Annotated in this window: 10 protein-coding genes; 4 read left to right on the forward strand and 6 right to left on the reverse strand. The window is 65.2% G+C overall.

The window, feature by feature from the left end; translation table 11 throughout:
- Window positions 1-183: 183 nt before the first annotated feature.
- Window positions 184-987, reverse strand: a complete 804-nt coding sequence (locus C41B8_RS18265; protein WP_037341517.1) for an endonuclease/exonuclease/phosphatase family protein — start codon at window positions 985-987, stop codon at window positions 184-186.
- A 196-nt stretch (window positions 988-1183) separates the two neighbouring features.
- Between C41B8_RS18265 and C41B8_RS18270 the strand changes: the two genes are divergently transcribed.
- Window positions 1184-2185 carry an ABC transporter ATP-binding protein gene (locus C41B8_RS18270; protein ID WP_037341519.1) on the forward strand — a complete coding sequence of 334 codons (1002 nt, stop codon included), beginning with the start codon at window positions 1184-1186 and terminating at the stop codon, window positions 2183-2185.
- A gap of 32 nt (window positions 2186-2217) precedes the next feature.
- The gene (locus tag C41B8_RS18275) at window positions 2218-3438 is read left to right on the forward strand and encodes a hypothetical protein (RefSeq protein WP_156962589.1); all 1221 of its coding nucleotides are present in this window, start codon (window positions 2218-2220) and stop codon (window positions 3436-3438) included.
- A gap of 636 nt (window positions 3439-4074) precedes the next feature.
- On the opposite strand, the gene C41B8_RS18280 is transcribed toward C41B8_RS18275, so the two are convergent.
- Complete coding sequence (locus C41B8_RS18280; protein ID WP_037341522.1) at window positions 4075-4347, reverse strand: RNA recognition motif domain-containing protein; 273 nt, start codon at window positions 4345-4347, stop codon at window positions 4075-4077.
- Window positions 4348-4540: 193 nt separating this feature from the next.
- Window positions 4541-5350 (reverse strand): M48 family metallopeptidase, encoded by an 810-nt coding sequence (locus C41B8_RS18285; protein WP_232226117.1) that lies wholly within the window; start codon window positions 5348-5350, stop codon window positions 4541-4543.
- An 83-nt stretch (window positions 5351-5433) separates the two neighbouring features.
- Between C41B8_RS18285 and uvrD the strand changes: the two genes are divergently transcribed.
- Entirely contained in the window at window positions 5434-7593 is a 2160-nt protein-coding gene (gene uvrD / locus C41B8_RS18290; protein ID WP_037341529.1) for a DNA helicase II, read from the forward strand.
- A gap of 139 nt (window positions 7594-7732) precedes the next feature.
- The gene (locus tag C41B8_RS18295; RefSeq protein ID WP_084189193.1) at window positions 7733-8839 is read left to right on the forward strand and encodes a transporter substrate-binding domain-containing protein; all 1107 of its coding nucleotides are present in this window, start codon (window positions 7733-7735) and stop codon (window positions 8837-8839) included.
- A gap of 93 nt (window positions 8840-8932) precedes the next feature.
- Here the strand turns inward: C41B8_RS18295 and C41B8_RS19900 are convergent, their stop codons facing one another.
- From C41B8_RS19900 to C41B8_RS18310, 3 genes are all read right to left on the reverse strand, one after another.
- Window positions 8933-9802 (reverse strand): SPOR domain-containing protein, encoded by an 870-nt coding sequence (locus tag C41B8_RS19900; protein ID WP_051883764.1) that lies wholly within the window; start codon window positions 9800-9802, stop codon window positions 8933-8935.
- Window positions 9803-9823: 21 nt separating this feature from the next.
- Entirely contained in the window at window positions 9824-11491 is a 1668-nt protein-coding gene (gene argS, locus C41B8_RS18305) for an arginine--tRNA ligase (protein WP_037341524.1), read from the reverse strand.
- A gap of 62 nt (window positions 11492-11553) precedes the next feature.
- Window positions 11554-12381, reverse strand: coding sequence for a hypothetical protein (locus tag C41B8_RS18310; protein ID WP_037341525.1), 828 nt, complete (start codon window positions 12379-12381; stop codon window positions 11554-11556).
- Window positions 12382-13202 lie beyond the last annotated feature (821 nt).

Here is a 13202-nt window from a genome sequence, read left to right on the forward strand (position 1 = left end):
CGCCAGCGCATCGATTATGAATAAGTCATAAGTCGTAGTTGACAGGTCAATCCATATCAGGCCGAAGGCCGTAAGCCGACATAGCGGATCAGGCCGCTCATCGCCTATTGGTATCGACGTCAGATTACGCGTCGTTGGTCCGACCTGCGTGACCCGACCGTCTTCAAGTTCTGTAATGGGCGTTTAGCCAGTAGCCGCCGAATCCCGCCGGGCTAGAGCCTGGCCAAGTTCGCGGGGCAAGCCGATCTGCATCTCGACCGGGCGATGATCGGACAGCATGGTCTCGATCACGCCGGCCCGATGCACCGGCAGGGAGGCCGAGGTCAGGATATGATCGATGCCACGGCGCGGGCGCCAGCTCGGAAACGTGGGGAGCAGCCGGTCGTAGACGCGCAAACCACTGGCGGCCAGGGCCGGGTCGGCCAACAGGTCGTGGGCGCTGCAGTTGGTGTCGCCCATCACGATGACGTGTTCGTCGTCGGCGACCATCTCGCAGATCGCGGCCAGCTGCTGGGTGCGGCTGCCAGCGCCCAGCGACAAATGGGTCACGACCACGGTCAGGGCATGCGCCGGCGAGCCGAAGCGGGCCACCAGGGCGCCCCGGCCCGGCAGTCGGCCGGGCAGCTTATGCTCGGTCACCGAGAATGGCTGGTAGCGGCTGATCAGGCCCAGACCATGCTGGGCGACGCGGCCCAGGTCACGATTGACCTGAACCCGCCAGTAGGCGAAGCCGGCCTGTTCGGCCAGCGACTGGATTTGGTTCTGGTAACGGCTGCGGCGGCTGCCGGCATCGATCTCCTGCAGGCCGATGATGTCGTGCGCGCCGAGCAGATCGGCGATACGCGACAGGTTGTCGCGCACGCCCTGGCTGGGCAGCACATGACGCCAGCCGCGCGTCACGTACTCGCGATAGCGTTTGGTCCCGACGCCGACCTGCATGTTGAAGCTCAGAACGGATAGATCACTCGGCGCTGCCGCGCGGCTCATGCCCTCGACTCCTGTGGTTGGTCCCCGATCGAACTCCGCTGATGGTACAAGCGACGCTCTGGCCCGGTTCTTGTATGGTGAGCCACCCGTATCGGTACGCAAGTCGTGTTCCGTTTCGCGCCGAGCCGCTCCAGGGTCGGGGGTGCGGAGCCAGCGTACCATTCGATGTCTGCCGTCATTCGCGAGGCCCCTGCCCATGTCGAGTCCACCGGTCCTGTCTGCCGACGATATCAAGGTCCATTTTCCGCTGCGTGCGGACTGGCCCTGGCAGACGGCGCCGGTGCTGCGGGCCGTCGACGGGGCCAGTCTGGCGCTGTCGGCGGGTCACACGCTGGGGCTGGTGGGCGAGTCGGGCTGCGGCAAGTCGACGCTGGCGCGCGCGCTCACCGGTCTGGCTCCCATCACGGCCGGCCGCCTGCATCTGGGCGACCGCGACATCACGCGCGGCTCCACCCGTGACTGGCGCGCGCTGCGCCGCGAAGTGCAGATGATCTTCCAGGATCCGCTGGCCAGCCTCGACCCGCGCATGACGGTGGGTCAGATCGTGGCCGAGCCGCTGCATCATCTGCACCGGGATCTGTCACGCGCCGAGCGCCGCAAGCGGGTGGCCGACATGCTGGATCGGGTGGGGCTCGCCCAGGCGCATCTCAACCGCTATCCGCACGAATTCTCCGGCGGCCAGTGCCAGCGCATCGGCATTGCCCGGGCGCTGGTGGTCCGGCCCAAGGTATTGATCTGCGACGAGCCGGTCTCCGCGCTGGATGTCTCGATCCAGGCGCGCATCGTCGAGCTGCTCATGGAGCTGCAGCGCGAGACCCAGGTCGCCATGCTGTTCATCGCACACGATCTGGCCGTGGTGCGCCAGATCAGCGACGACGTCCGCGTGATGTATCTCGGCCGCTTGATGGAGCAGGCGCCGGCCGCTCAGCTGTTCGACGCGCCGCGTCATCCTTACACGAAAGCATTGCTGTCGGCCGTGCCGCGCCCGGACTTGGCCGCCGAGCGCGCCCGCCGGCGTATCCGTTTGCCGGGTGATCTGCCGTCGCCGGCCAATCCGCCGTCCGGCTGCGTGTTCCGGACCCGTTGCCCCTGGGCTCGGGCCGATTGTGCCGAGGCCGTGCCGGAACCGCGTCGACTGGAGGGCGGCCTCGTGGCCTGTCATCACGCCGAGTCGATCGACGACGCTGCGGTGGCTTAACCGCCCGGCCCGTGCGCATGCGCCGATTGACGATGCGACGACGAACCGCGGGCGCGATCGTGCTTGTGGTGGCGGCGCTGGTGCTGGTGTTGTTGTTCGTGCTGCTGTGGCCGCGTTGGCTGGCGCGGCATGGCGCCGGCTGGACGCATGCGCCGGAAGACGCAGCCTGGGTGTTGCCGGAAGCCTCCCAACGCTTGATCAAGCAGGCGTTCGCCGGCTTGCACGATCACGCGGTGGTGGATCATGGCGTCGGCATCATCTCGCGCGGACAACTCTCGGGGCCGGATTTCTCCAACGATAGCCACGAGCGTGGTCATGGCGTGCCGGCCGTCAGCACCTGGCTGAGGCAGCTGTTGCGAGATCGGGCGGCGGGTATCCGGAATGCCAAAACGGCCGACGCAGAGTATATCTCGCGCCTGCTGCGCCAGATCCGCGCCATGCCGGGGCCGTATCGCGCCGAAATCTCGGGTCGGGCCGGCGTGTTCGGTCCGCACGGCGCGCCGTTGGACGATCAACCCGCGCCCGTGGTCTCGAATCGTTATGTCGCCTGGCTGGCGAAACAGGCGCCGAAAGCGCTGACGGCCGAGGTGTCGATTCATCCGCGTCAGCCCAATGCCGAGGCAGCGCTGACGCGTTGGGCCAAGGCCGGCGTGCAGGATGTGCGCTGGTGGCCGGTCGCCCAGCAGATCGACCTCGACGGTGCCGCCGCCAAGGCGGCGTACAAGGTCATGGCCGCCCATCACATGCGCCTGGACGTCGCCGTGGGCCAACTACAACGCGCTGACCACGATCCGGCCTGGGTGGCACCGGCGCGGTTGAAGGCCGCGCTGGATGCGGGTGTGCCGGTGCGGATTCGACTCGGGGGCGCGACCGGAGCGCACGGGCAGCAGCTCATGCCGGCCCTGTTCGCGCTCCTGCGTCATCATGGCGATGCCAAGCCGGCGATCACGATCAGCCTGGCTGGCCTGTTGAGTGGCGATCGGCCGGATACCGAGCTGGAGCCGTTACTGCAGCACCCCCAGTTCTTCAGCCATCTGCGCTATGGCAGTGACTACCCGGCCGTGGCACGCGCCGATGCCATCGATCTGCAGAGCCTGGCGCGTTCCGGATTTATCGCGAAGACCGATGTCGCGCCGCTGAAGTCGATCTACGACGTCAACCCGTTGCTGTTTGCCTGGGTCGTCATGCGCCGCGTGCATTTGCCGTATACAACGCTGCATTTCCCGGCTGCCGTATTCACGGCAAAAGATTGAGGCCGTACGCGGCTCGGCCGTCGCGCGCATGAAAAAGTTCATCGCGGATTAGCGGGGCCATGATTCCGACGAGTCCCGGGAATTTAGGCATGGGTAGATACGACTAAGCCATGCACTGGGCAAGCACCGCCGACCTCGCACTCGAACAGTCTAGCCTGCGGGTCTTCGCCGGCCTCTGGTTTCGCGCTGCAGCGCGAGTCACTTCTCTTGCTTGCTCGGCAGATGTAACCAAGAGAAGAGCACCCGGCGCGGCGCCGGCTTCGCCGGTTCACGTCGAGGCGTGGTGCCGGCGGGATGCGCCCAACTAGTTAATAGCGATGGCACGCCGCTTTGGCGGCGCTCAGACAGGCTGGGCGCACCGGCGCTGTGCGCCGGACACCCGCCGACACCAGGCCTCGCCGTCGCCGCACAACGGGACGGGAATACAGACAAGGCGCATCAGGGCTTGGCGTATTCCATAAACCGTGGCACCGCAGCGCAGCTAACCATCCAGCTGAGGCCATGATCCGGTTTTGCATCGGCCCACTAATATGCGAAGAGCCATAAAAAAGCCGGCCGTGCGAACACGACCGGCTCGATGCCGCTGCGGGCACCGGCCATCGACCGGCGCCCCACAGTCAGCTCTTTTTGGGGTTTTTAGAAGCGACGCGGGCCGCGCGGACGATCGTCGCGCGGGCGGGCTTCGTTGACACGTAGGGTACGACCCTGAAGGTCCTTACCGTTCATGCCCTCGATGGCCTCACGAGCCGCGCTGTCATCGGACATTTCGACGAATCCGAAACCGCGCGAACGCCCGGTTTCACGATCCATGATGACCTTCGCGGAAGAGACTTCCCCGAACGCCTCGAAGGCAGTGCGCAGGTCGTCGTCCGTGGAGTTCCACGAAAGGTTGCCGACGTAAATATTCATCTCGACTGATCCTAGCTAGCAAACGTGTGTCATTACTTTAAAAACCGTACGGACTTGTCAATGACACCTAAACTAAGACCAACGGAACGCGGCACGCAGCCACCTTAATCGAAGTCTACCGCGTTTGCCGTGCATCGCAATACCCATGCTTGTCAAGCCGATCAGCGGCGCTCGCTGCGGCCGTAATCCCCTGCTACGGATGCGGGCAGCTCGGATGCCGCGGGGCCTGCTGATAAAGCTGCATCGCCTTGTTCATATGGGCTTCCAGCGCCTGAATACGATTATTGTTCGATGGATGGGTCGAAAGAAACGGATTGGGCTGCTGGCCGTTGCTGGCGGCCGTCATGTTTTTCCATAACTGAACCGATTGGCGCGGATCGAAGCCGGCGCGCGCCATGAGTTCCAGACCGATAAGATCGGCCTCGCTTTCCTGAGCGCGCGAAAACGGCAGCAGAATGCCTACCTGAGCGCCGACCCCGAGCGCCGACATGATGGCCTGGCCACCGCCGCTGGATCCGCCGCCGAGAAACGCGGAGAGTACGGACAGCCCGCCCTGAGTGGCGTATTGCTCCGACATGCGCTCGTTCGGATGCCCGGCCAGGACGTGGCCCACTTCGTGGCCGATCACCGCGGCGAGTTGGGCGCCGTTCTTGGTGACCGGCAGCAGGCCGGAGTAAACGCCAATATTGCCGCCCGGCAGGGCGAAGGCGTTGATCTGCTTGGACTTGAACACCGTGACATGCCACGAACCGTCCGCCGCCTGTTCGACGCCCGGCACCGCGGTGATCGCGTGGGCCACGCATTCGACGAAGCGATTGTCCGCTGCATTGTGGTCGATCGGGGTCTTCTGCTTGAGCTGGGCATAGCTCTGGTCGCCCATGGCCGCCATTTTCTGGGGGCTGAACATCTTGAGCTGGCTGCGGCCGGTCGGCGACGTAGCGCAGCCGGCCAGCGCAACGGCAAACAGAATGATCGCAAGCAGACGATGCATCGAGCGGGTCATGGACGGGCGCTGGGTGATTTGATCAGTCGAGATTACCAGTGCTGGCTGAACTTGCGATGTCCACCTTTGGTTACAATTCGCGGATGGACGACGTATCCGCAATTCTCGACGGTCTCAACGATGCCCAACGCGAAGCGGTCGGTGCACCGCCAACGCACATGCGTGTGCTGGCCGGCGCCGGCTCGGGCAAGACCCGCGTACTGATTCATCGTATCGCCTGGCTGATCGGCGTCGAAGGCGTCTCGCCGCAATCGATTCTGGCGGTGACCTTCACCAACAAGGCCGCCGGCGAAATGCGCGCGCGCCTGGAGCCGATGCTGCGCGTGCCGGCGCGTGCGATGTGGGTGGGCACTTTCCACGGCATCGCGCACCGGCTGCTGCGTTTGCATTACAAGGAGGCGAAGCTGCCGCAGGCGTTCCAGATCATCGATTCCGATGATCAACTGCGTTTGGTCAAGCGCGTGATGCGCGGTCTGGAGATGGACGAACAGCGCTGGCCGCCGCGCCAGATGGCCGGCTTCATCAACAGCTGCAAGGAAGACGCCGAACGCCCGGCCGATCTGGCCGACACCGGCGACTATGCGCGCTCGCAGATGATTCGGGTCTATACCGCGTACGAATCCGCGCGCGAGGCGGCCGGGCTGGTGGATTTTCCCGAACTGCTGCTGCGTGCCTACGAAACCTGTCGCGACAACGCCGAGCTGCTGGCGCATTACCGTCGGCGCTTCACCCATCTCATGGTCGACGAGTTCCAGGACACCAATGCCCTGCAGTACGCCTGGGTGAAGCTGCTGGCCGGCACCCACGGCAAGGTATTCATCGTCGGCGACGACGACCAGTCGATCTATTCCTGGCGCGGCGCGCGGGTCGACAACATCCTGCGCTTCGAGGACGACTTTGCCGGCACGCAGACGGTACGGCTGGAGCAGAACTATCGCTCCACCGGCACCATTCTGGCCGCGGCCAACGGCCTGATCGGGCACAACCTCTCGCGGCTCGGCAAGGAGCTGTGGACGGCCGGCGCCGAGGGCGAGCCGATCGATGTCTACGCCGCCTATAACGAATACGACGAGGCCCAGCACGTCGTCACCCGTATTCAGAACTGGATCGCCGAGGGCGGGGCACGTTCGGACGTGGCGATTCTGTATCGCTCCAACGCGCAGTCGCGGGTGCTGGAAGAGCGCCTGATCGCCGCCGAGATTCCGTATCGCATCTATGGCGGGCAGAAATTCTTCGAACGCGCCGAGATCAAGGACGCACTGGCCTATCTGCGCCTGATCCAGTCCCGCTCCGATGATGCCGCTTTCGAGCGCATCGTGAACACGCCTACGCGCGGCATCGGCAACACCACGGTCGACAAGATCCGCACCCATGCGCGCGCCTCGGCGATGAACCTATGGCAGGCCGCTTACGAGCTGGCCGGGAATGGTCTCGCGGCCCGCGCGGCCAAATCGGTGATGAACTTCATCGCCTTGATCGACGAACTGGATGCTTCGGTCGAGGATATGGCCCTGCACGAGGCCACCGAGCATGTGATCGCGGTGACCGATCTGAAAGGCCATCACGGCAAGGGAAACGACGAAAAAGCCGAGGCCCGCAAGGACAACCTCGACGAACTGGTGTCTGCCGCCCGGGCGTATACGCCGGACGACGACGAAACCATGGACGAGATCACCCAGTTCCTCGCCTATGCCTCGCTGGAAGCCGGCGAGGCCCAGGCCGGCGAATGGGACGATTCAGTCCAGCTCATGACGCTGCATGCCGCCAAGGGTCTGGAATTCCCGCTGGTGTTCATGGTCGGCTTGGAAGAAGGATTGTTTCCGCACCAGCGCTCCGTCGAGGACGACAACGGCCTCGAGGAAGAGCGCCGTCTGGCTTACGTCGGCATGACCCGGGCGATGGAAAAACTCAATCTCTCGCATGCCGAAGTCCGGCGTCTGCACGGCCAGGAGAATTTGTCCGCGCCGTCGCGCTTTTTACGCGAGATCCCGAGCGAACATCTGCGCGAGACGCGGCCCCAGGCAGGTATTTCCCAGCCGGTGTTCCGGCCCGGACCGATCGGGCGCAACGAGGAAAAATCCGGCGGTCTCGGCCTCGGTCAGCGCGTCGTGCACAAGAAGTTCGGCGAGGGCACGGTGCTGGCGTTCGAGGGCGATGGTGCTCGCGCGCGGATTCAGGTCAATTTCGACCGTGCCGGCAGCAAGTGGTTGATCGCCGGCTATGCCAAGCTGGATCCGATCTGATTCGTGGGCCGAGCCGGGCGACAATCGCGATAACCCCGTTATACTCGATCATCGATCGTATTCGGCCGCATGCCGTGGACCAGGGGGATCGATGCAATATTTGGGGAGAGGCGCGCGGGCTGGGTTGGTTCTCGCTTGTATGCTGGCACTGTTATGGGCAGTCATGGTCGGGGCGCCGGCCAGCGCTGCGCCGCCCGGCCGAACCACGGTCAACGCTAGCGTCGACAGTGCGTTGCCGCCCGGCGAGGCGGGCCGCACGCTCACCGTGGGCACCAAGATCGCGCCGCCGTTCGTCATGCAGGACGATACGGGCGGCTATACCGGTCTGTCGATTGCGCTCTGGCAACGGGTGGCCGGTCAGCTCGGATTGAAGTCGCACTACGTGGCGCGCGACCTGTCCGGTCTGTTCCGCGGGCTGGAAAATGGCGACCTGGATATCTCCGTGGCGGCCCTGACCGTCACCGAGCCACGCGAAGCGCGGGTAGATTTCACTTATCCGTTTTATTCCACGGGGCTGGCGATCGCCGTCCCGGCGAACGGCGGCGGGCCATGGTCGACCATCCGCCGTTTCTTTTCCTGGCCATTTTTGACCGCTCTCGCCACCCTGGCCGGGGTCTTGCTGCTGGTCGGTGTGTTGGTCTGGGCGTTCGAGCGGCATCGCAATCCCGAAGAATTCGGGGGTGGTGTGGTCAATGGGCTGGGCAGCGGTTTCTGGTGGGCCGCCGTGACCATGACCACTGTCGGCTACGGCGACAAATCACCGCGCACGCTCGGTGGACGGCTCGTCGGCTTGGCGTGGATGTTCGCCGCGATCATCATCATTTCCAGCTTCACCGCCGCGATTGCGACATCGCTGACCGTCGATCGCCTGTCTTCGGGGATTCAGGGCGTCAATGATCTCGCGCATGCACGGGTGGCGACGGTGAAGGGCTCGGCGGCGGCCCAAGCGTTGCGCCAGCGCGGCATCGGTTTCCGTCCGACGGCGACGCTGGACGCGGCGCTGGGCGCGCTCGCGGCCGGCCGCGTCGATGCGGTCGTTTACGATGCGCCGCTGCTCAAATACCGGTTACGTAATGAGTTTCCGGGACAGATGACGGTGCTGGCCCATACCTTCGAACGCCAGGACTATGCCTTCGCGCTGCCGCAGGGGAGCGATCTACGCGAACCGATCAATCGTGCGATTCTGGCAACGCTCGCCGATAGCGATTGGAATCGATTGGTCGCCCGGTTCGTGGGTTCGCCATAGTCGGGCTCAGCGACCTACGGCCGAGCCTCGACCCGGCCGGCAGTCGAGGGGCCCCGTGCCGAGTTGGCCCCTGCAAACAAGGCCGCACAGTGGTCAGTCGGCCTGGCGCACCATGGTTTCGATCCCGTGCGATTGCAGCCGCTGGGCCAGCGCGTGGGCGCGATCACTGGATTTGAGCACGTCGCTCTGCACCCGGTAGACCGTCTTGCCCGAGGAGGTCTGGATATCGACGATATCGGCCGTCACGCCGAGGAGGGCGAGCTGGGCCTTGCGATGATCGGCGTCGCTCTCGGTCGAGAACGCGCCCGCCTGGATCACGTAGCCCGGCCCGGTGCTGGTAGAACTCGACGATGATGATGCTGAAGAGGCATGCGTTGAGCTGCTCGAGTTACGGCTGGACGATTGGGCCGGCGCGCTCGGCGCGGGCGTGTTGACTGCCGGTTCGGCTTCGTGCGGCTCGTTGTTGTCGGTCACGGGCTGCTGCGCCTGCTGGCCCGCGGGAACTTCCACCTTGTAGTTGGGCAGCATCTTATAGAACGAGAACCGGGGCGATTTCTTCTGCTGCGGTTGCTCGGTCTGCGACGTCGAGGCCTTGTCGCCGCTCGCCTGGCCGGCGGTATCGCTACTGCCCGCGCTGCCGTTGCCCGATGAATCGCTCTGGGGCAAGTTGATGCTCACGCTTTCCGGGCCGTGTCCAGCCGGGCGGCTGGCGATGTAATAGATCGATCCCCCAACCACGCCGAGCAGGAGGGCGCACACCAGCCAGATACAGCCTCGCGCGCCGCTACGGGCGCTTGGCGCGCTACGGTTGTTGCCGCCGCCGTTGCCACCGCCGCTCTTGCGCGGCGCGGGCTTTTTCTTCGGGCGCACCGGGCGCGCGGCCGGCGTCGCCCGCTTGGCGGGTTTGCGCTTGCCGTTCTTATCCGGTGGATTGTTGCGGCGCGAGGAGTAGTCGCGGGCCATGTGCTTGAAAACCTCGTCGGATTACATCCGTTCCGGTGCCGAAACGCCCAGCAACGCCAGACCGTTGGCGATCACCTGACGCGCGGCCGTGATCAGGGTCAGGCGCGCATTGCGCAGGCCGGTGTCTTCGATGACGAATTTCTGGGCATTGTAATAGCTGTGAAATGCATCGGCGGTATCACGGAGATAGTGCGCCACGCTCTGCACCGCCGAATCGGCGGCCGCGGCGGCCACGACTTCCGGGAAACGCGACAGCGCCGTGATCAGGCGTTGTTCGTGTTCGGAATCCAGACGCGTCATGTCCGCCGAGTCGCGATCATACGCCAGGCCCTGTTCCGCGAGCTGACGAAACACGCTGGCGATGCGCGCGTGGGCGTACTGGATGTAGTAGACCGGGTTGTCTTCCGACTGGCTTCGGGCCAGATCGATGTCGAAGGTCAGATGCGAATCCGACTTGCGCGCGACCAGGAAATAGCGCGTCGCATCGCGCCCGACCTCGTCGATGAGATCGCGCACGGTGACATAGGAGCCGGCGCGCTTGGATAGTTTCACTTCCTCGCCGCCGCGCATGACCGTGACCATCTGATGCAGTACGTAGGCCGGCCAACCCTGCGGGATGCCGATGTCCAGCGCCTGCAGGCCAGCACGCACGCGGGCGATGGTGCCGTGATGATCGGCGCCCTGGACGTTGATGGCGTGGGTGAAACCACGCTCCCACTTGGCGCGGTGATAGGCGACGTCCGGCACGAAGTAGGTATAACCGCCCTCGGCCTTGCGCATGACGCGATCCTTGTCGTCGTCATAGTCCGTGGTCTTGAGCCACAGCGCGCCGTCGGCCTCGTAGGTATGCCCGGCTGCGACCAGGGCCTCGACCGTGGCCTCGACGCTGCCGTTGGCATACAGCGCGGATTCCAGGGCGTAGTTGTCGAACACGACGCCGAAGGCGCGCAGATCTTCGTCCTGTTCGCGCCGCAGATAGGCCACCGCGAATTCGCGGATCGCCTGCATGTCGTTCGGGTCGGCCGCGCCGGTGACTTCGCGATCGTCGGCGACCACGGTCGCGCCTTCGAGATAGGCGGCCGCCAGATCGGCCAGATACTCGCCGCGATAGCCGCCCTCGGGCCAGTCCGCGTCCTCGGGCGTCAGGCCGGCGCAGCGCGCAGCGACCGACCGGGCCAGCATCTCGATCTGGTTGCCGGCGTCGTTGTAATAGAACTCGCGGGTCACCTGCCAGCCGATGGCCTCGTAGAGCCGGGCCAGGCAATCGCCGATCGCGGCCTGGCGTCCGTGGCCGACGTGCAGCGGCCCGGTGGGGTTGGCCGAGACGAATTCGATCAGCACCTTGCGGCCGGCGCCTTCGCTTGAGCGGCCGTAGGCCTCGCCCGCCTCGATCACCTGATCGATCACCGAGCGGAAGGCGGCCGGCGCGAGGAAAAAGTTGATGAAGCCGGGACCGGCGATCTCGACCCTGGCGATGCGCTCGTCGTCGCCGAGTTGATCCACGATCGCCTGCGCGATCTCGCGCGGATTGCGGCGCGCGGCCTTGGTTAGCTGCATCGCCAGGTTCGAGGCGAAATCGCCGTGGGCGGCGTCGCGCGTGCGCTCGACGTGGGGATCGGCCGGGATGTCGATATCGGGCCAGGCCCGGGTGGCGGCGTCGACGAGCAGATCTTGAACTAGTGCTTTCACGGCGAGGACTACGCGGGAGACGGGTGAAAACCGTGCAGTCTAACGCTGCCGGGTGGCGCGGGCTATGTTTCAGCCTCGAGTAAACTGAACGGCAGGGCCGGTACCCGGCTCAGGTCGGCCCATTCGGCGACCTCGGCATCGGGCAGGATCCGCGCCCGGGCGAAGCCGGCGGCGATCAGCAGGGCGACCATGTCGGTGTCGTCGTAGCACAGCGTGGCATGGGCGCGCGTCGTCCAGGCCCGGGCCGCGCGGGCCGCCGGGCCGTGCTCGAGAAACCGTCGCAGCGGATAGACCTCGGCCAGATAGCGCCCGCCGCCGAGCCGGCGCAGCAGCGCCGCCACGTTCGCCCAGGCCTGGCGCTTGGCGGCGCGATCCAGATAATCGACCACGCCTTCGGTCACGGCGACGACCGGGCCGTGTTCGGGCCTGGCGATGCTGGCTCCGAGATTCGGGTCGAACAGATCGCCTTCGGCCAGATCATGATTCGGCGGCGGCGATCGCCCTGCCGAACGCCGCCGGCGGGTTGCCACCATGCCGGGCAGATCCAGGTCGTACCAGTGCATATCCGGATGGGCGCGAGCATAAGCCTGGCCGCGCGTGGACAAACCCGCGCCGATCTCGATCGCGAGCCGCGGCGTTTGCGCCGCGACCCAGTTCGAGAAAGCCGCGTGACGCCAGCGCAGCAGCTGCGGACCTGCGGCCACGGCGGGGACGAACGGCGAAAGCAGGCCAGTGCCCAGTTGTAACGCCGCGAGCATGCCGCGCCCGCGACAGGTATCGAACGCCTCCGCTTCGGCAAAGCCATAGCGTGCCCAGGCCGCGGCCGTGGCATAGGCAGTCGGCGAAATACGCGGATTGCCGCGTCGGGGCCGGACGTTCGACGAACTCATGGCATCAGCCTAACGCAGGCCGCGGCCTGGGGGCTGTTCGTGTTTCATCACATCGCTTTTGTTGTTCCCGAAGCATTTATTGGTCGGAGATCGGCACGTTTTCAGTCCGCCAATGAACGCCTAAGAGCGCAAATGGCGGACTGGGTTTGCGACATCCCTGCTTTCGGGGCGCCAGGTGATCTGTCTCTTCGTTCCTTAAGGCATTTATCCGCAGATCGACGCCGATGCACGCAGATGGCGGTTAGTCATCAGGGGCGGTCGTTCGATCGTGGCGCGAATTGCTGTATGCGCTTCGTTCCCCCGCGAATCACTCGGGGTGCAAGCAGGGTAGGTCGGCTTAGGCCGCAGGCCGTAAGCCGACAGCGTGGACGCCGGGGATCGCTGATCCCATCTTTACCATGGGGGGTCGGATGTCGGGTTACGCGTGCGGCTAACCCGACCTGCACGACTGGGTTTGCGACATCCCTGTTTTCGGGGCGCCAGGTGATCTGTCTCTTCGTTCCTCAAGGCATTGATCCGCAGATCGACGCCGATGCACGCAGATGGCGGTTAGTCATCAGGGGCGTTAGTTCGATCGTGGCGCGAATTGCTGTATGCGCTTCGTTCCCCAGCGAATCACTCGGGGTGCAAGCAGGGTAGGTCGGCTTAGGCCGCAGGCCGTAAGCCGACAGCGTGGACGCCGGGGATCGCTGATCCCATCTTTACCATGGGGGGTCGGATGTCGGGTTACGCGTGCGGCTAACCCGACCTGCACGACTGGGTTTGCGACATCCCTGTTTTCGGGGCGCCAGGTGATCTGTCTCTTCGTTCCTCAAGGCATT

Origin of the sequence: Salinisphaera hydrothermalis C41B8, assembly GCF_000732535.1 — a bacterium.
Classification (GTDB): domain Bacteria; phylum Pseudomonadota; class Gammaproteobacteria; order Nevskiales; family Salinisphaeraceae; genus Salinisphaera; species Salinisphaera hydrothermalis.

Excerpts from the sequence above, each read along its gene's own strand:
- C41B8_RS18310 (WP_037341525.1), bottom strand. The coding sequence starts at position 12,381 with ATGAGTTCGTCGAACGTCCGGCCCCGACGCGGCAATCCGCGTATTTCG.
- C41B8_RS18295 (WP_084189193.1), top strand. The coding sequence starts at position 7,733 with ATGCTGGCACTGTTATGGGCAGTCATGGTCGGGGCGCCGGCCAGCGCT.
- C41B8_RS18280 (WP_037341522.1), bottom strand. The coding sequence starts at position 4,347 with ATGAATATTTACGTCGGCAACCTTTCGTGGAACTCCACGGACGACGAC.
- C41B8_RS18285 (WP_232226117.1), bottom strand. The coding sequence starts at position 5,350 with ATGACCCGCTCGATGCATCGTCTGCTTGCGATCATTCTGTTTGCCGTT.
- C41B8_RS18275 (WP_156962589.1), top strand. The coding sequence starts at position 2,218 with ATGCGACGACGAACCGCGGGCGCGATCGTGCTTGTGGTGGCGGCGCTG.
- C41B8_RS18270 (WP_037341519.1), top strand. The coding sequence starts at position 1,184 with ATGTCGAGTCCACCGGTCCTGTCTGCCGACGATATCAAGGTCCATTTT.
- uvrD (WP_037341529.1), top strand. The coding sequence starts at position 5,434 with ATGGACGACGTATCCGCAATTCTCGACGGTCTCAACGATGCCCAACGC.
- C41B8_RS19900 (WP_051883764.1), bottom strand. The coding sequence starts at position 9,802 with ATGGCCCGCGACTACTCCTCGCGCCGCAACAATCCACCGGATAAGAAC.
- C41B8_RS18265 (WP_037341517.1), bottom strand. The coding sequence starts at position 987 with ATGAGCCGCGCGGCAGCGCCGAGTGATCTATCCGTTCTGAGCTTCAAC.